Source organism: Delftia sp. Cs1-4 (assembly GCF_000214395.1).
In the GTDB taxonomy this organism is placed as follows: Bacteria; Pseudomonadota; Gammaproteobacteria; order Burkholderiales; family Burkholderiaceae_C; genus Comamonas; species Comamonas acidovorans.
Genome location: NC_015563.1, coordinates 624,447 through 641,926 on the forward strand (window position 1 = coordinate 624,447; position 17,480 = coordinate 641,926).

The 17,480-nt window shown below is 65.7% G+C and carries 19 protein-coding genes; 6 read left to right on the forward strand and 13 right to left on the reverse strand.

From position 1 onward, the window contains the following. The first annotated feature begins 117 nt into the window (after positions 1-117). Positions 118-531, forward strand: a complete 414-nt coding sequence (gene fliS / locus DELCS14_RS02775; RefSeq protein WP_013800356.1) for a flagellar export chaperone FliS — start codon at positions 118-120, stop codon at positions 529-531. A 2-nt stretch (positions 532-533) separates the two neighbouring features. Continuing rightward, entirely contained in the window at positions 534-833 is a 300-nt protein-coding gene (locus tag DELCS14_RS02780) for a flagellar protein FliT (RefSeq protein ID WP_012202553.1), read from the forward strand. Between the two features lie 141 nt (positions 834-974). Here DELCS14_RS02780 and DELCS14_RS02785 read toward each other — a convergent pair whose 3' ends face one another. The 12 genes from DELCS14_RS02785 to flgB all read right to left on the reverse strand — a co-directional run bounded on the left by DELCS14_RS02785 (position 975) and on the right by flgB (position 12,999). Continuing rightward, the gene (locus DELCS14_RS02785) at positions 975-2,267 is read right to left on the reverse strand and encodes an HDOD domain-containing protein (RefSeq protein ID WP_013800357.1); all 1,293 of its coding nucleotides are present in this window, start codon (positions 2,265-2,267) and stop codon (positions 975-977) included. Positions 2,268-2,288: 21 nt separating this feature from the next. Further along, positions 2,289-3,503, reverse strand: a complete 1,215-nt coding sequence (gene flgL / locus DELCS14_RS02790) for a flagellar hook-associated protein FlgL (RefSeq protein ID WP_013800358.1) — start codon at positions 3,501-3,503, stop codon at positions 2,289-2,291. 23 nt (positions 3,504-3,526) lie between these two features. Further along, positions 3,527-5,515, reverse strand: coding sequence for a flagellar hook-associated protein FlgK (flgK, locus tag DELCS14_RS02795; RefSeq protein ID WP_013800359.1), 1,989 nt, complete (start codon positions 5,513-5,515; stop codon positions 3,527-3,529). A 14-nt stretch (positions 5,516-5,529) separates the two neighbouring features. Then, entirely contained in the window at positions 5,530-6,492 is a 963-nt protein-coding gene (flgJ, locus tag DELCS14_RS02800; protein ID WP_013800360.1) for a flagellar assembly peptidoglycan hydrolase FlgJ, read from the reverse strand. Beyond that, a complete protein-coding gene (locus DELCS14_RS02805) occupies positions 6,489-7,637 on the reverse strand; it encodes a flagellar basal body P-ring protein FlgI (protein ID WP_012202558.1) in 1,149 nt (382 codons plus the stop codon). Before DELCS14_RS02805 ends, flgJ begins: the two co-directional genes overlap by 4 nt. A 20-nt stretch (positions 7,638-7,657) precedes the next feature. Beyond that, a complete protein-coding gene (locus tag DELCS14_RS02810) occupies positions 7,658-8,365 on the reverse strand; it encodes a flagellar basal body L-ring protein FlgH (protein ID WP_013800361.1) in 708 nt (235 codons plus the stop codon). A 201-nt stretch (positions 8,366-8,566) separates the two neighbouring features. Beyond that, positions 8,567-9,349: a flagellar basal-body rod protein FlgG gene (gene flgG, locus DELCS14_RS02815; protein ID WP_013800362.1), complete on the reverse strand. Its 783-nt coding sequence runs from the start codon at positions 9,347-9,349 to the stop codon at positions 8,567-8,569. A 22-nt stretch (positions 9,350-9,371) separates the two neighbouring features. After that, on the reverse strand, positions 9,372-10,112 hold the full coding sequence (locus DELCS14_RS02820) for a flagellar basal body rod protein FlgF (RefSeq protein ID WP_013800363.1): 741 nt from the start codon (positions 10,110-10,112) through the stop codon (positions 9,372-9,374). A gap of 29 nt (positions 10,113-10,141) precedes the next feature. Then, the gene (gene flgE, locus DELCS14_RS02825) at positions 10,142-11,413 is read right to left on the reverse strand and encodes a flagellar hook protein FlgE (protein WP_013800364.1); all 1,272 of its coding nucleotides are present in this window, start codon (positions 11,411-11,413) and stop codon (positions 10,142-10,144) included. A gap of 40 nt (positions 11,414-11,453) precedes the next feature. Next, positions 11,454-12,116, reverse strand: a complete 663-nt coding sequence (locus DELCS14_RS02830) for a flagellar hook capping FlgD N-terminal domain-containing protein (protein ID WP_012202563.1) — start codon at positions 12,114-12,116, stop codon at positions 11,454-11,456. A gap of 34 nt (positions 12,117-12,150) precedes the next feature. Further along, on the reverse strand, positions 12,151-12,555 hold the full coding sequence (flgC, locus tag DELCS14_RS02835) for a flagellar basal body rod protein FlgC (RefSeq protein WP_012202564.1): 405 nt from the start codon (positions 12,553-12,555) through the stop codon (positions 12,151-12,153). Between the two features lie 30 nt (positions 12,556-12,585). Then, positions 12,586-12,999: a flagellar basal body rod protein FlgB gene (gene flgB / locus DELCS14_RS02840; protein WP_013800365.1), complete on the reverse strand. Its 414-nt coding sequence runs from the start codon at positions 12,997-12,999 to the stop codon at positions 12,586-12,588. Positions 13,000-13,233: 234 nt separating this feature from the next. Between flgB and flgA the strand changes: the two genes are divergently transcribed. From flgA to DELCS14_RS02855, 3 genes are all read left to right on the forward strand, one after another. Further along, positions 13,234-13,998, forward strand: coding sequence for a flagellar basal body P-ring formation chaperone FlgA (gene flgA / locus DELCS14_RS02845; protein ID WP_013800366.1), 765 nt, complete (start codon positions 13,234-13,236; stop codon positions 13,996-13,998). Positions 13,999-14,076: 78 nt separating this feature from the next. Next, positions 14,077-14,397 carry a flagellar biosynthesis anti-sigma factor FlgM gene (gene flgM / locus DELCS14_RS02850; RefSeq protein ID WP_012202567.1) on the forward strand — a complete coding sequence of 107 codons (321 nt, stop codon included), beginning with the start codon at positions 14,077-14,079 and terminating at the stop codon, positions 14,395-14,397. Between the two features lie 75 nt (positions 14,398-14,472). Continuing rightward, entirely contained in the window at positions 14,473-14,844 is a 372-nt protein-coding gene (locus tag DELCS14_RS02855) for a hypothetical protein (RefSeq protein ID WP_012202568.1), read from the forward strand. A 440-nt stretch (positions 14,845-15,284) separates the two neighbouring features. Here the strand turns inward: DELCS14_RS02855 and fliE are convergent, their stop codons facing one another. Beyond that, positions 15,285-15,602, reverse strand: coding sequence for a flagellar hook-basal body complex protein FliE (fliE, locus tag DELCS14_RS02860; protein WP_013800367.1), 318 nt, complete (start codon positions 15,600-15,602; stop codon positions 15,285-15,287). A 177-nt stretch (positions 15,603-15,779) separates the two neighbouring features. Between fliE and fliF the strand changes: the two genes are divergently transcribed. Next, positions 15,780-17,480 carry a flagellar basal-body MS-ring/collar protein FliF gene (gene fliF / locus DELCS14_RS02865; protein WP_043795662.1) on the forward strand — a complete coding sequence of 567 codons (1,701 nt, stop codon included), beginning with the start codon at positions 15,780-15,782 and terminating at the stop codon, positions 17,478-17,480.

Genomic DNA, 17,480 nt, shown 5'->3' on the forward strand with positions numbered 1-17,480 from the left:
CAGGTCTAATGATTGAGACGAGCCTGCGTACCAGGCTTGTCCAGCATGCAAGGCGAGGCTTCAGTTTCTCGCCCGGATGCCGAAAATCATGGTAACAAGACACCAAGGAACGCTGGAATGAATTCGATGTTCAACCGCCGTGGGGCTAGCGCTTACAACCAGGTAGGTGTTCAGTCGGTTGTGAATGGAGCATCCCCTCATATGCTGATTCAGCTATTGTTCAATGCCCTGGATGCATCTCTGAATGCGGCCAAGGGCGCCATGCAGCGCGGCAGCATTGAAGAAAAGGGCATCCAGATCGGCAAGGCGGTACGCATTCTCGAGGAAGGCCTCAAGGCAGCCGTAGATGTTGACCAGGGCGGGGAATTGGCCCAGAACCTGATCACGGTTTATGACTACAGCATCACCCAACTGACATTCGCCAATCTGCGCAACGATGTGCAATTGCTGCAATCGGTCCAGGACGTTCTGGCACCGATCGCGCAAGGCTGGAGCGATATCTCCGATACACCAGCCGTTGCAGGGACATAGAAATGGAGTTGACATTGATTGACTTTTACCGTGCCATAGAAGACAGCAGCGCCAAGATGCTGCAGGCCGCACAGAACAAGGATTGGGAGGGGGTGACGCGCTACGAGGGCACTTGTGCCGTGCTGATCGAGCAGCTGCGGCTCAAGTCGCATGACGAGCCGCTGGCGCCCGATCAGCGCAAGGAGAAGGCCCGCATCATGCAGCGTATCCTGCGCAACGATGCCCAGATCCGCACGCTGGCCGAGCCCTGGCTGGCACAGTTCGAGCACATGTTCGACGGCCAGCCCCACGCCATGCATTGAGCAGGGCAGATCGGCAGGAGCTGCATCCGCAGCCTTCCTGCCGGCCACAAAAAAACCGCCTGATGTTCAGGCGGTTTTTTTATGGGCGGAATCTGCGGATGCCAGCGGCGGCTAAGGCTCCCCCCGGCCGCTGTGGACTGATCAGGCCGCAGGCGCGGGCTGCACCTGCAGTTCGCTGAGCATGCGCATCAGTATGCGGTTCACGTCCTCGATCTCGAAGGCGTGTTCTTCGCGCAGCTGGCGAATCGGTGCGGGATCGTCGGACTCCAGCGCAATGGCCATGAGCAGGGCCGGCGCGTAGGGGCCGGTGCGCGTCACGGCGGCGTCGAAGACGCGCTCGGACACGGGAATGCGGCGCAGCGCGGTGGGCAGGGGCTCGCCCAGCAGCTGGTCCAGCTGCGAGAGCAGGCCCAGCAGATAGACCTCGCGCTGCAGGTCGTGGCTGATGCCGGCCTCGATCAGTCGCTCGGTCAGGCTGGCGCGCAGCCGGATGGCGGTGCGCACGGGCACCAGGCTGGGCTCGGTGCAGGCGTGGGGCAACTGGTCGGACAGCCAGCGCTGCAGCGTGCCGTATCCCAGCATCACCAGGCCGCGGCGCAGCGAGTCCACATTGCCCCGCAGGCCCAGGGCTGCTGAGTTGGTGTAGAGCATGAAGCGATAGGCCAGGATGGGGTCCTCGCCCAGGATCTGCTCGAAGGCCTCGATCGATTGCTCGGCATCGACGGCGCGCATCAGTGCGAGCACGGTGTCGCGGCTGGGCAGGGCGGCGTGATGGCGCTGGGCATGCAGCGTATCGGCCACGGGCCAGCCGGCGATGGCGCCCGCATGGAAGCTGTCCAGGCACAGATCGGTCAGAGCCAGGCTGTCCAGCCCCTCGTACATCTGGCCGCCCAGCAGTTGCAGGGGCGGCAGGGTGGGTGCTGGCCTGGCGGCCTGCTTCAGGGCCTGCAGCTTGGTCGGTGCCTGGGCTGCCTGGGCGGCCTGTTGCAGCGCAAGCGCTGTCTGGTTGGGCATGCCCGAAGCGCCTTCGGGCGGCAGGTGCAGCAGGCTGCTGGCAAACCAGTGGGCGGCCTGGGCGTCGGGCACATCGGACAGCGGCCCGCGCCACACCAGCATGAGGCCGCGCGCATGCGCCTGGCGCACCAGGTCGTAGATGGCGGAGTCCTGCAGCCAGTCGCCGCGCACCTCGATCCAGGGGCTGCCCTTGGAGGCGTTTTCCAGCAGGTCGCACAGCACCTGGCGCGACTGGGGCGACAGCAGTACCGGCGGCGACTGCGTGCCCCAGGTCTCGCGCAGTATGCGCAGCAGGTGGGCCACGTCGGCCTGGACGCCGGGTTCCTCGTGAAGATAAAGCTGCACGCCCGCCAGACGGCGGGCCTGGTTCCAGAGCGGCCTATAGCCGAGGGTCAGAGAGCTCAGGACGGACTGGACCATGGATGCATGCGCGGGTGGCTATCAGTTGATGAAGTTGAACAGTGACAGTTTCTGGATCGAGGCATAGGACTGCAAGGCCGCCTGCATGCCCACCTTCTGCATGTCCACATCGGAGAGGGCCTTGATCATATCGATGTCTTCGGCCCGCGAACGCGCGCCCTCTTGTAGCGTCGCCTGATCCTTCATGTCGTCTTCGAGCCTGTCCGCGCGGTTGAGTTGGTCGCCAGCAAAGCTACGCATGGCCTGGACGCGGCTCATGCCAGAGTCCAGTTCATTGAGGCCGCGCGAGAGCATTTGTTGCATGGCACCAGGGTCGGTTGCGCCGTCCTTGACGGCGGAGATCACGCCGTCAAGGACGCTGAAAAGGTCGGTGCGCTGGCTGGGTGCCAGTGTGAAGTTGTCGCCCACGCCCGGGGTGCCCGAGATCTTGACGGACATGCCGTCGATGGAAATGCTGTCGCCCGGCTTGAAGGCCGTGGCAGGCACCACAGGATTGGTCGCACCCGAGGCGCTGGAGTCAATCGTGTACTCCATCTCGCCGGTCGTCGCGTTCTTGGCGAACTTGATCGTATAGGTGTTGCTAGTCAATAGGCTGGGATTCGTCACCGCGCCGAGATCGGCATAGGCCGAACTGCCCGTGGGCGACTGGCGAGAGACGCTGAACACGCCATTGCCCGTGGGAATGTTCATCCAGGTGGAGAACCCGTCCAGCGAGGAAGGCAGGCCGTTGTCATTACCGGTGCTCTGGCCTGGCTGCAACTGAGAAACCGCGCCAGGGGTGGCGCTGAGCACCGGATTGTCCTGGCTGCCCAGCCCCCGGAAGATGGGCAGGCCGTTGGAGTCCTTTGCATTGGCATAGCCCAGCACCTGGTTGCGCAGGCTTTCCAGTTGCTGCACCAGCGCATCGCGTGCCTTCTGGTCATAGGAGCCATTGCCGGCCTGAAGGATCAGGTCGCGGAAGTCCTTGAGCGCGTCCTGGGCCGTGCCCAGCTTGGATTCGCCCTGGGCGATCACATCGCGCTGCAGGCCCAGCACGCGCTGGTCGTTTTCCGAGCGGGAGATGCGCGTGAGTGCGCGTTCGGCCTGTGCGGCGGCCACGGGGTCGTCGCTGGCGCGCACTACGCGCTTGCCGGAGGTGGTCTTTTCCATCAGGTCCACCAGACTCGTCTGACGCGAGTTCAGGTTGTTGATGGTGCTTTCGTACATGTTGGCCGTGCCAATGCGGGAGATGCTCATGGTGGAATGCTCCTGTCCGGTGATCAGCGGCCTACGGTCTGCAGAACGCTGTCGAAAATGCTTTGCGCGACCTGCAGCATCTTGGCCGAGGCCTGGTAGGACTGCTGGTACTGCAGCAGCTTGGCGGCCTCTTCGTCGAGGTTCACGCCCGAGACGGCCGTGCGGTCCGCCTCCAGGTTCTTGGCAATGGTCTCGGACAGCTTGGCCGCGTACTGCGCGCTCTGCGTGCGCGTTCCGACCTGGGCCATGGCGGTGGAAAAACCGTCGCTCAGCGTGGTTGAGTCATCGAACAACTTGGAGTCGCGCAATGCCAGGAAGGAGCTGGCGTTGCCGGCGTCGCGTTGGTAGGCATTGCTGTACTGGGGATCCAGTGCATTGCCGATGCGGACCACGTCGCCATCATGGGGCGTGCCTGTCAGTGTGACGGACCAACCGTCGATCTCGATGGACTGGCCGGAGGTGTAGGGCACTACGGTGGTTCCTGGCGTATAGGGCGTAGGCGCTCCTTTGGGAGGTGTGTTAGTGCCTGTGACGGTATAGCCTGCGGGCGGTCCAGGAACGAAACTCAATGCCACACCGCCCTTGTTGCCCGGTGTTCCCAGGGGGGGCAGTACCAGCCCCGAGTTGGCCTGGAGCGAAACCATTTTCAGGGTGGCCTCGCCCTTGGATTCAATGCTGGCCGTGACGGGATTGCCCACGGCAAGGTCGTTGGGCGAGTGCACGGCGGCCTGGATGTCGTGGGCGCCCGCCGCCATGGGGCGGAACAGCACGGTGTTGCCCGACACGCCTTCGGCCTTGAGGTCGAAGCGCAGGCCGTCAATCTCCTTGGAGCTCAGGTCGGCCATGTTGGTGAAGTCCGTGACCTTGCCGTCCGACAGGCGGATGACCTTGCCAGCTGGGGCCGTGCTGCCGAAGACGATCTGGTAGTCGGATGCCTTGAGCTGGCTGGAGTCGACCACCGTGGTCGTCGGCGTGGTGGCGCCTGTCCACTGCGCGCCCGTGGTCGAGCCGTTGCTGACCATGGACAGCTTGAACAGATTGCTGCCGCCTTGTCCCGACAGCGTCAGGCCCAGGTTGTTTTGCTCATTCAGCGAGTCGCCAATGGCCAGGGCCATGCGGCCCAGCAGGTTGCGGCCCTCGGTCAGGTCGCTTCCCTGGAACTGCAGCAGGCCGGCGATCTCGCCGCCACCCAGCATGGAGGGCGTCAGTTCCACGTTCTGGCCGCCGGGCTGCTGGAAGTACAGGGCCATCTTGCCGCTGCCCGGGAACTCGGTGGCTTCCTTGAGCGTGAGCTGGGCGGAATTGGGGCCCAGCACCAGCGGCTGGCTGCCGCCCACGAACAGGCTGATGCTGCCGTCGTCCGCAGGGATCTGGCTGGTCTGCACGTATTTGTTGATGTTGCGCACCAACTGGTCGCGCTGGTCCAGCAGGTCGTTGGGCGTCTGGCCCGAGGCGATGGAGCGGCTGATCTGCGCATTGAGCGTGGCCACCTGGCCGGCCAGGCTGTTGACCACGGTCACATCGTTGCCCATCTGCTGCTTGGCGCTGTAGTCCAGCTCGTCCAACTGCGCCGATGCCGAGCGAAAGCGCGCCGCCAGCTCGTTCATGCGCGTGAGCACCACCTGGCGTGCCGAAGGGTCGGTGGGCGCACCGGCCACGTCGCCGAACGAATTCATCATGTCGGTGATCGCTGCGCCCAGGCCGGTCTTGCCGCCGCCGAACACTTCCTGCATCTGCGCCAGCGAGGTGGCACGCGCCGAGTCGGCCGCCGACACGGCGCTGGCCGTGGCTGCCTGGCGGTTGAGCAGGTCATTGAAGTTGCGCAGGATGGTGTTCACATCCACGCCATTGCCGATGTAGCCGCTGCCCATGTTCTGGCCCGGCGAGGTCTGGAAGGCCACGCTCTGGCGCGAATATCCGGCCGTGTTGACGTTGGCGATGTTGTGGCCTGTGGTCTGCAGGGCGATCTGGTTCGCCATCAGGGCGCGGGACCCGACGTTCAAAAGGCTCATGACGTGTTCTCTGGTTAGGCTTGGGCACGTGCCGCGCTCTGCACGGCGCTCTGGATGGCGCGGCTGAGCTTGCTGGCGTATTCGGGATCGGTGGCGTAGCCGGCTTTCTGCAGCTCGGTCGCATAGGCCATGGCCGAGTCGGTCTTTCCCATGGCTTTCTCGTAGCGCGGATTGCTGGTGATCAGGCGCGCGTAGTCGCGGAAGGACTCCTCGTAGGAGTCGTAGGCGCGGAACTTGGCCGTGACCTTGCGCGCCACGCCGTCGATGTATTCGGTGGTCGTGACCTCGGCGACCTTGCCCGTCCAGCCCTTGCCGGCCTTGATGCCGAACAGGTTGTGGGCATTGCTGCCATTGGCATTCTTGATTTCGCTCTTGCCCCAGCCGGTCTCGTGTCCGGCCTGGCCCAGCATGAAGGCGGCCGGAATGCCGCTTTCCTGCGCCACGCGTGCAGCGGCGTCGCCATGATGGGCGACGAAGTTGTCACGGCCCTTGGGCGCGGGCGCATAGGCGTTGACGGACTGGGCCGCGCTGCTGCGGCTGCCGCTCCAGGCACCTGTGGTGCCATTGGCGCTGCCGGCCGTGCTGCGCCAGGCGATGCGGCTCATGCTCAGTGTGGAGGGCACGGAGATCTCGGCATCCTCGGCGGCTTCCGAGCCCATGGTGCGGGCCAGCTGTCGCGTGATGGCATCCGACAGGCCGCCGGGCTGGCCCGACATGGCCACCGACAGCTGCTGGTCCAGCATGTCGGTGCTCAGGTTGCCCTGTGCGCTGTCGAGCAGGCCGGACTTCATGGTGGCCTCGCGCATGCTCTTGATCATCTCGCGCATGAACAGCGATTCCAGCTGCTTGGCGGTTTCCTTCGCGGCCTGCGGACTGTTCTCGCCGGCCGCGAATTTGAGTGCGTTGAGGGATCGGGCGTCGGCCGCCAGCGCATTGCTGGCCGCAGTCTGCGATCCGTTGGGAAGTGCGATGCTCATATCACCTCCAGTTCGGCGTTGAGGGCGCCTGCTGCCTTGATGGCCTGCAGGATGGCCAGCAGGTCCTGGGGCGTGGCGCCCAGCGTGTTGAGTGCGCGCACCACGTCGGTCAGTTGCGGGGAGCCGGGCATGTTGATGATGTTGCCGGGCTCCTGCTTGATCTGGATGTCGGACTTCTGGGCCACCACGGTCTGGCCCTGCGAGAAGGCGCCGGGCTGGCTGATCACCGGCGTGGTGCTGATGGTGATGGCCAGGTTGCCATGCGCGATGGCGCAGGGGCCCAGGGTCACGGCCTGGTTGAGCACGATGGAGCCCGTGCGTGCATTGATCACGACCTTGGCCGAGGGCTTGGAGGTCTCGATCGGCATCTCCTGGATCTCGGCGATCATGCGCACGCGCGATCCCGGATCCTGGGGCGCGGACACGCGCACGGTGCGGCCGTCCAGCGCCTGCGCCACGCCCTGGCCCATGCGCTGGTTGATGGCGCGCACCACCTTGTCGGCGGTCTGGAAATCGGTGGCGTTCAGGCCCAGCGTGATGCTGTCGCCTTCATTGATCGGTGTGGGTACGGCGCGCTCGACCTGGGCGCCCTGCGGCACGCGGCCTGCGCTCAGGTGGTTGATCTGTACCTTGGAGCCGCCGGCCGAGGCGCCGGCGCCGCCGACCACGAGGTTGCCCTGGGCCAGCGCATAGATCTCGCCATCGGCGCCGCGCAGCGGCGTGGCCACCAGGGTGCCGCCCTTGAGCGACTTGGCATTGCCCACGGAGGAGACCACCACGTCGATGGCCTGGCCCGGCTGGGCAAAGGCCGGCAGTTCGGCGGTGACGATCACGGCCGCCACGTTCTTGAGCTGCAGCTGGCCCGAATTGCCTGTGGCGGGCAGTGAGATGCCCATCTGCTCCAGGTAATTGGCCAGGGCCTGCTTGGTGTAGGGCATCTGGGTGGTCTGGTCGCCCGTGCCGTCGAGGCCGACCACCAGACCGTAGCCGGTCAACTGGTTGCTGCGCACGCCCTGGATGGCAGCGACCTCTTTGATGCGTGTTGCATGCGCCGGCAGGGTCAGCATGCTGGCGCCGAGGGCGGCTGCAACCCAGAAGGGGCGCTGCGCTTGGCGCAATGTCAGGAGCATGGACAGTACTTTCATGCTGTCCATTCTCCGGAGAATCAGAACGGCATAACGTTCAAAAAGAACCGGGACAACCAGCCAATTGACTGCGCTTCCCCGGCCTGTCCGCGGCTGCGCGATTCCACGCGCACATTGGCCACCTGGGTCGATGCGACCAGGCTGCCGGGCTGCATCGTGCGCGGGTCCACCGTGCCCGTGAAGCGCAGCACATCCACGTTGTGGTTCACGCCGATCTGCTTTTCTCCGGCGATCACCAGATGGCCGTTGGGCAGCACATCGACCACCGTCGTGCTGATGGCGCCCGTGAACGTGTTGTCGCTCGACGTCGAGCCCGAGCCCGTGTAGTCGTTGTTGTTGTTGAAACCGATGTTCGAGCGGTCCTTGAGATTGGCCAGCGCATTGCCCGAGAACAGCGGCAGCGCAGAAATCCCCGCCGTGGTCTTGTTGGACCGCTTGAGGCCCGAATCCGACTTCTGGCTGGCCGTCACGCGCTCCACGATCTGCACCGTCACCATGTCCCCCACCAGGCGCGCGCGCCGGTTCTCGAAGCCGGGACGGTAGCTGGCGGCATTGAACAGGCTGCCCGTAGGGCTGCCCGCCACGGGCGCGGCCGGCATCAGCACCGGAGGCGCAGTGGACGGCATGTCCACCGGCGGCGGGTCGTTGAGCGTCGTGCAGCCCGACAGGACTGCCGCCAGCGCCAGGCACGTGCCCGTTGCGGAAAGGGAGAAAGTTCGTTGGGTCATGGCGATGTTCCCGGTGTTTCAGTGATCCATGCTTCGCATGAACCTGGCGAGCCATAGGCATGTGGCGCGACCCCGGAGACCGGCGCGGCCCAGGTCAGGGACGCCGAGCAAGGGCCGCCCCGCAGCGAGGGCGTCGTCCCCCTCCCTCGCGAAGCGAGTAGAGAGGGGGAAGCGGCGAAGCCGCTCAGGGGGAGAGATCAATTACAGCTGCGCGAGTTTGGCCAGCATCTGGTCCGAAGTCGTGATGGCCTTGGAATTCATTTCATAGGCGCGCTGGGTCTGGATCATGGTCACCAGCTCCTGCACCACGTTCACGTTCGAGCCTTCCAGGTAGCCCTGCTTGATCATGCCCATGCCGTTGACGCCGGGCTGGCCCTGCTGGGGCTGGCCCGAGGAAGCGGTCTCGGTGAACAGGTTCTGGCCACGCGGCTCCAGGCCGGCCGGATTGATGAACTGGCTCATCGCGATATTGCCCACCTGCTGGGGCGCGGCCTGGCCGGCCATGGTCACGCTGACCACGCCCTCGGGGCTGATCGACACCTTGGTCGCGCCCTGGGGAATGGTCACGCCGTTGGCGATGGGCATGCCGCTGGCAGTCACCAGTTGGCCCTGCGCATCGACCTGGAAGGAGCCGTCACGGGTATAGGCCGTGGTGCCGTCGGGCATGTTGACCTGGAAGAAGCCGTTGCCGTCGATGGCCACGTCCAACGCATTGTTGGACTGCTGCAGGGCGCCCTGCAGGAAATTGCGCGAGGTGGCCACCGTGCGCACACCCAGGCCCAGGTGCAGGCCCGTGGGCAACTGGTTCTGCTCGGTCGTCTGCGAGCCGGACTGGCGCAGGTTCTGGTAGATCAGATCCTCGAACACCGCGCTGGCGCGCTTGTAGCCCGTGGTCGAGACGTTGGCCAGGTTATGGGAAATCACGTCCAGCTGGGTCTGCTGGGCTTCCATGCCGGTCTTGGAGATGAACAGTGAATTGATCATGGCGTTTTCCTTTTCAGTGCTTTCAGCCGTTCATGCTCAAGAGTTGGCTGGCCGTCTTGTCATTGGTTTCTGCCGTCTGCAGCAGGCGCATCTGGGTCTCGAACTGGCGGGCGGCGGCAATCATGCCGACCATGGTCTCCACCGAGTTCACGTTCGAGCCTTCGATGGCGCCGGACAGCAGGCGTGCGTTCTCGTCGTTGGGCAGCGGATCGCCGTCGCCCGTGCGGAACAGGCCGTCATTGCCGCGCACCAGCGCGGCGTCCTCGGGCGGCGTGGCCAGCTTGACGCGGCCCACGGCCACGGGCAGCTGGTTGCCGGTCTTGGCGGTCAGCGTGCCGTCCGAGCCCAGCGTGATCGTGGATTCGGGGGGAATGTCGATGGGGCCGCCGCCGTCGGACAGCACGGCCTGGCCGTTGCTGTTGACCAGCTGGCCCTCGGGGGAGACCTCGAACACGCCGTTGCGCGTGTAGGCCTCCTGGCCATCCAGGCCCTGGACGGCGAACCAGGCGCGGCCCATGGCCATGGCGTCCAGTGCGCGGCCCGTGCGCTGGGTGGGTCCGGGCGTGTCCACGTAGCCGGAGGTCGCCTCCAGCGCGAACACGCGCGTGCCCGCGCCGCTGCCCTGCAGGGGCACGGAGCGGAAGGTGGACATTTCGGCCCGGAAGCCGTTGGTGCCGGCATTGGCCAGGTTGTGGGCCAGCACGGACTGACGCTGCGCCGCTGCGTTGGCGCCCGTCATGGAGGTGTAGATGATGCGGTCCATGCCGGCTCTCCTGACTCAGTTCTTGGCTATCAGCGCAGGTTCACCAGGGTCGAGAAGACCTGGTCCTGGGTCTTGATGGTCTGGGCATTGGCCTGGTAGGCACGCTGCGCGGTCATCATGTTCACCAGCTCGGCGGTCAGGTCCACGTTGGAGTCTTCCAGCGCTCCCGAGCGCAGCGAGCCGAAGGTGCCCGACTCGGCCGTGCCGTTCAGGGCCGGGCCCGAATCCGAGGTCTCCACCCACTTGTTGTCGCCCACGGCGCCCAGGCCCTGGGTGTTGGTGAAGGCGGCCAGGGCCAGTTGGCCCTCGGTGCGCGTCACGCCGTTGGAGTAGGTGGCCACGATGGAGCCATCGTTGCCGACATTGATGCCGGTGAGCGCGCCTGCGGTGTAGCCGTCCTGCTTGAGGCTGCTGACCGCGAACTTGGAGCCGAACTGCGAGACGTTGGAGAAGTCCAGCGTCACGCCCGCCGTGCCATTGATGGTGCCGGGCGTGGGCGCGTTGGGGTTGCTGCTCTTGATCTGCGCCGTCACGGGGCTGCCGCTGGTGATCTTGCCGGAGGCATCGAACACCAGGGTGGTCAGCAAGGTGGCGACCTTCGGGGGCGATGCCGTCGGATCGTCCAGGCCGTCATAGACCTTCCAGGTGTTGGCGGCCGTGTCCTTCTCGAAGTACATCTGCACCGGCGTGGGCACGCCCTGGCTGTCATAGACGTTGATCGAGGTGCCGTAGGTGGCGCGCGGTGTGGCGGGCACGGGCGGCGTGGCGGTGGAGTTGCCGGCTGCGGGCGTGGCGCGCGCATCGAGGTTCAGCGACACGTCGATCTTGGTCGTGGTCTTGGCAGCGATCGGCTGGCCCGAAGGAAAGACCATGGGCACGGGCTGGCCGCCGGCCAGCACCTTGCCCGTGGTGGCGTCCACGGGGTAGCCCATGACGTTGTCGCCCTGCACGGTCTTGAGGTTGCCCTGCTTGTCCAGGCCGAAGTTGCCGGCGCGCGTATAGGCCGTGCTGCCGTCGGGCTGGCGCACGACGAAGAAGCCGTTGCCGTTGATGGCCACGTCCAGGTTGTTGCCCGTGGTGGTGATCGGGCCCTGGCGGAACTGCTGGGTCACGGCGGCCACATTGACGCCGATGCCGCTGTTCTGGCCGCTGGCCGAACCCACGGCGCTGGCCACGGCCTCGGCGAACTCGGCGCGCGAGGACTTGAAGCCCGTGGTGTTGGCGTTGGCGATGTTGTGGCCGATCACGTCCAGGTTCTTGCTGGCGGCGTTCAGACCCGAGAGGCCTTGTTGGAATCCCATGGTGTGCTCCTGCGATGTATTTGGGTGGATGGTGCGGGGGTCAGTACACGGCCTTGACGGAGGCGTAGGCGACGTTGGTGCCGTCGTCCAGCTCCAGCGTCAGCTTGCCGTCGGTGGTGCCTGTGGCGAGCACCGCATGGGGCGACAGCGTGGTCGAGGCCACGACCGTGTCGGCATTCGTGGCCTGCACCGTGTAGCGCAGCTGGCTGGCGTCGCCCGTGTACTTGCTGCCGTCCCAGGTGAAGTAGTTGCGGCCAGCGGTGCCGCTGCCCAGCTCGACGGTGTCCACCAGCTCGCCGCTGGCGGTGGTGATCTGCACCTTCACGTCGGCGGCCGGGCCTTCGAGGTCGAAGGCAGCCGTATAGGACTTTTCCTTGCCCACGCCCAGGGTGTTGCCTTCGGTCAGCACGGTGCGGCCGATCATCTGCGTGCCCTGCAGCACCTGCATGGCGGTGAACTGGCCGGCCATGCTTTCCATGGTCTTGTTCAACTGCTGGATGCCGGTGACGGTGTTGATCTGCGCCATCTGCGAGGTCATCTGCGCGTTGTCCATGGGATTCATGGGATCCTGGTTGTTCAACTGCGCGACCAGCAGTTTCAGGAAACGGTCCTGCGCCGCCGCGGGGTCGGTGGTCGAATTGCTCGTGGCGGACTTGTTGTTGATGTCGGCCGTGCTGGCGACGCTGCCTGCGCCATAGATCATGGGAGTGGCTCCTGGAAGGTGGTGCGGACGGGGCTCACTGGCCCATCTGCAGGGTTTTGAGCAGCAGCGACTTGGTCGTGTTCATGACCTCGACGTTGTTCTGGTAGGAGCGCGAGGCCGAGATCATGTTGACCATCTCGTCCACGGCGCTGACGTTGGAGTGCGTCACATAGCCTTCGGCATCGGCCAGCGGGTGCTGGGGGTCGTGGATGCGGCGGCCGGGCGTGTTGTCCTGGCTGATGGCGCTGACGCGCACGCCAGAGGAACCCTCCTCGCCCATGGCCACGGTCTGGAAGACCACCTGGCGCGCCTGGTAGGCCTTGCCGTCGGGGCCAGCCACGGCATCGACGTTGGCCAGATTCGAGGCCACGACGTTCAGGCGCTGCGATTGGGCGCTGACGGCACTGCCGGAGATGCTGAAGATGGAGAACATGGACATGGGAAAGCTCCTGTGATCTGTGGCGCCGGCTTACTGGCCCTGGATGGCCGACAGCATGGTCTTGGCCTGGCCGTTCAGAAAGCGCAGCGTGGCTTCGTAGCGCACGGCGTTGTCGACGAAGTTGGCGCGTTCGCGGTCCAGGTCCACGGTGTTGTTGTCCATGTTGGTCTGGGCCTGCACCGAGTAGCCGAGATGGCTTTGCGCGCTCTGCCCCGAGGCGGCGGCAGGCAGGGGAATGTGTCCGCCCTGGCTGACGCTGGCCAGCGTCATGGGCGAGGGGCCGGAGGTAACGGCCGTCAGCGCCTCGCGGAAATTGAAGTCGCGCGCCACATAGCCCGGGGTGTCGGCATTGGCGATGTTGCTGGCGATTGCACGCTGGCGCTCGGCGCGCAGCACCAGCGCCTTGCTCTGGAAGTCCAGTCGTTCAGTCATCTTGTCGAGCATGTCGGCCTCGCCCTCTGGGATTTGCGGTGATCGGTTGACGAAATGGCGGCAGCCCACGGACTGCGGCATGCGTCGATTATGGAAATCGGGCCCGAACGCTAAAGCGCGAAGAAAGCGCGTTTGCCTGCGCAGTTCGGCGCTTCGGAAAAGAGCGCTCGCCCTATATTTGCTGGCATCGCTCCAGGTGTCCCACCCATCCTGACGGGAGGCCGGAGCAAGTCAGGAGCCACAGCCATGCCGAACTTCAGCACCGCCCATTCGCCATCCGCCGTCCGAGCCCTCGCTCGCGCCGCCGCATGCGCTGCGCTTGCCGCTGGAGCGTCGCTGGCAGGCCCTGCCTTCGCGCAAAACGCTCCTGACGGTGCAGCCCAGCTCAGCCAGATCGGCCAGCGCTTTGCCGACGAGGCCCTGCAGCAAGGCATGGCCGGCGCGGGCGCCTTGCCCCTGCGCATGGAAGTGCAGATGGGCCAGCTCGATCCGCGCCTGCGCCTGGCCGCCTGCGCCAAGGTCGAACCCTATTTGCCCGCAGGCTCGCGCCTGTGGGGCCGTACCCGCCTGGGTCTGCGCTGCCTGCAGGGCGCCGTGGCCTGGAATGTGTTCCTGCCCATCACGGTCAAGGCCTGGGGGCCGGCCTGGGTGCTGCAAAACGGCGTGCCTTCGGGCCGCCCGCTGTCGGCCGACGATGCCGTCCAGGCCGAAGTGGACTGGGCCGAGGAATCGGCCGCCGTCTACGCCAACCAGCAGGACTGGGTGGGCCTGGTGGCCTCCCGCCCGCTGGCCGCAGGCCAGGCACTGCGCCAGAACATGCTGCGCACGCCGGCGCTGTTCGCGGTGGGTGCCGAAGTGCGCGTCCTGGTCAACGGTGGTGGTTTTTCCGTCACATCGTCGGGCAAGGCCATGTCGGCCGCCGGCGAAGGCCAGACCGTGCGGGTTCGCATGGATAATGGCCGGCTCATCTCCGGGGTGGTGAATCCCGAGGGCGTGGTGCTGGTCCAGTAAAAAAACCTCAAGTTTTGTTCCAGGCAGTCGAAAGCTAGGCACAGCGCCTCACGCCGCCAGGGCGATTGGAGAATCAAGATGAAGATAGGTCAAAAACCGGAACTGCCCGCCGCTGCCTCCCAGGCCGCCGCCAAGCAGCCCAAGACAGCCAGCACCATTGCCACCGAGGAATCCTCCGCCCAGGCCCAGCCTGCCAAGGCGGCCGGTGTTCCCGTGTCGTTCTCGACCTCGGCCCGCGCACTGGACCAATCTGGTCGCGCCACGGCCGATTTCGATGCCAACCGCGTCAAGGAAATCCGCGAAGCCATTGCCAACGGCACCTTCCGCGTGAACGCCGACGCCGTGGCCGACAAGCTGCTGGCCAACTCCGAAGAATTCCTCTCGCACTCGCGCGTCTGAGCGCGGGTTCGGTTCTTTCTCGGTTTTTCCTTCCGGCGCGAGCACGCGCTTTCTTTTTTCAGCAAGGCCTGTCCCATGACTCTCAGCGAGATGCTCGATTCCCTGGACGCGGTGGTCCGGATGGTGTCCGCCTCGCTGCAATCGAAGGATGCGGTCGCGCTGGAGCAGTCCAGCACCCGGCTGCGCGATGCCATGGCGGCGTTCTCCGAGCTGGCCCGGCGCTTCAGCGCGGCCGACTGGACGCAGGAGCTGCGCGAACGCGCCCAGGCCCTGGGCGAGCAGATGGCCATGCAGCGCGACCAGCTGGCACGCATGGCCGTGGTGGCCCAGAGCCAGGCGGCGGCGCTGATTCCCCAGACTTCGGACCAGGCCACGTATGGACGCGACCTGTATGGACATCCCCATGCCGGACCGGGCAAGGCGCGCATCTACCACTCGGCCAGCTGAAGCCGCGTCCCTTTTCTCTCTCTTCTCTCTTCTTTCTTCCCGCTGCTCAACCCTCCGGCATCCGTGCCCGAGGGTTTTGTCTTTTCCGGACTGGGATTCGGTTGAATGAATCTGCGCAGCGGGCGCAGGCACGGCTGGAGCTTGGGCGTACCCATCCATGCGCGGGATGAGGCTGCGCTCGGTCAAAGAGGTGGAGGCGGGGGAATGCTGGATGGCCGTGCGCAGGAAGGGCGGCCAGGAATGAGGGACGGCCGGAGGCCAGATCCGGGGAAAACGAAGCAAGGACCCTGAAGACGGCAAGATCCGAATGCGTGGAAATGACGCTGCCATGCAATGGCAATGCAATGCAAGCGCAATCGCGCGCGCAAATCCCGTTCGGTCTGCGGTCTGCGGTCTGCGATCTGAGTAGGAAAAGAGGGTCCGGCCGGGGCCGGACGTCCTCACACCTGCATGTTCATCACGTCGGTATAGGCCTGCACGAGCCGGTTGCGCACCTGCATCGTGGCCTGGAAGCCGATCTGCGCCTTTTGCATGGCGATCATGGTTTCTTCGAGGCTGACGGCCGGGTTCTCCAACTGCACCTCACGCTGCAGCTGGCTGGAGTTGTTCTGGGCTGAACTGACGGACTGCAGCGCGCCTTGGAGGGCCTGGCTGAAGCCGCCAGCCGCCACTTTGGTCGATGCGTCGCCTGCGCCCACGCCTTTGGGGAGCTGGGTGCCGTACAGGGGAGAGGTGGTACTGGGGATGCGAAGGTCCATGACACATTCCATCGGAGTTAGCAAGATGACGAGATCGTAGGGCGGCGGGGTTTTCGCATCGCGGCAAATAGACGGCCAAACGGCGCGCTTATCGGGCGAATGTGAAGCGGCGGACTTCGAATAATCGACAGCACGCTAGGGTCCTGTGTGTGCAGGGCTCGAACACCTGGAACCAAGATGTCTGCTGTCGCTGAAATCCCTGTCCCTCAAGCCACTCCCGTGCCCCAGCCTGCCTTGCAGCAGCGCTGGACGGCCATGGACCGTGGCGCGCGCCTGCGTTGGGGCGCGATCGCCGTGCTGCTGGTCGTCGCCCTGGGTGCGGCGGCCATGTTCTACCGCCAGCCGGACTACAAGGTGCTGTTCTCCAACCTGAGCGACAAGGATGGCGGCGCCATCGTCGCCCAGCTGTCGCAGATGAACGTGCCTTACCGCTACACGGAAGGCGGCGGTGCCATCCTCATTCCGTCCGACCGCGTGCACGATGTGCGCCTGAAGCTGGCCACCCAGGGCCTGCCCAAGGGTTCGGTGACGGGTTTCGAGCTGATGGAGAACAGCAAGTTCGGCATCACCCAGTTCCAGGAACGCCTCAATTTCCAGCGCGGCCTTGAAGGCGAGCTGACGCGCTCCATCCAGGCCCTGGCCGCCGTGCAAAGCGCACGCGTGCACCTGGCCCTGCCCAATCAGAACGGCTTCTTCCGCGAGCAGCAAAAGCCCTCGGCCTCGGTGTTGCTGAGCCTGTACCCGGGCCGTGTGCTGGACCGCACGCAGATCGCGGGCATCGTGCACCTGGTGGCCTCCAGCGTGCCCGAGATGGCGCCCACGGCCGTGAGCATCCTGGACGACTCGGGCAAGCTGCTGTCGCAGTCGCCCGACGGCAACGCCAACGCCGTGGACATGCAGCAGCTGAACTACACCCAGCAGATCGAGCAGCAGTACGTGCGCCGCATCCTGGAGATCCTGGAGCCCGTGGTCGGCAAGAACAATGTGAAGGCGCAGGTCTCGGCCGAGATGGATTTCAGCCAGACCGAATCGACTTCGGAGCAGCACCGCCCCAACCAGTCCTCCGACGCGGGCGTGGTGCGCAGTCAGCAGGTGGTGGAAAGCTCGGGCGAGCAAAAGCCGCCCCAGCCCACGGGCATTCCCGGCGCCACCAGCAACCAGCCGCCCCAGAACGCTTCCGCTCCCGTCAACGGCGCCAATCCCGCGCCCCAGGCGGCCGACGGCCAGAACGCCGCCCGCGCTGCCAGCAAGCGCGAGTCCATCACCAATTACGAAGTGGACAAGACCGTGCGCCACACACGCGGCAGCACGGGCAGCATCAAGCGCCTGACGGCCGCCGTGGTCATCAATGCGCCCCTGGTGGCTGCCCCTGCGCCGGCCGCTGCTGGTGCGGCAACCGATGCAGCCACCGTCGCTGCCGCCGCACGCGGCCTGACGGCGGCGCAGCAGGCGCAACTGCTGACCCTGGTGCGCGAGACCGTGGGCTACAGCGCCGAGCGCGGCGACTCGGTCAACCTGGTCAGCACGCCCTTTGTGCAGGACGAAGTGCCCGCCGATGTGCCGCTGTGGCGCCAGCCCGAAGTGCTGGCCATGGCCCGCAGCCTGGGCGTGCCCATCGGCCTGGCCCTGTTCGGCGCCATCTTGCTGCTGGGCCTGGTGCGACCCATGCTCAAGAGCCGCAAGACGGTGGCCGTGGGCGGACAGCTCAATGCCATCGAGGGCGAGCAGCTGGACCGTCCGGCGCTGGCTGCACCCGCTGTCGATCTTTCGCCCACGCAGGAGCAAGTGCGCCTGGAGCAGGCGCGCCAACTGGCCAAGCAGAACCCGATCGCGGTGGCCAACATCGTCAAGACCTGGATCAACGGCGAGGCCACCTGA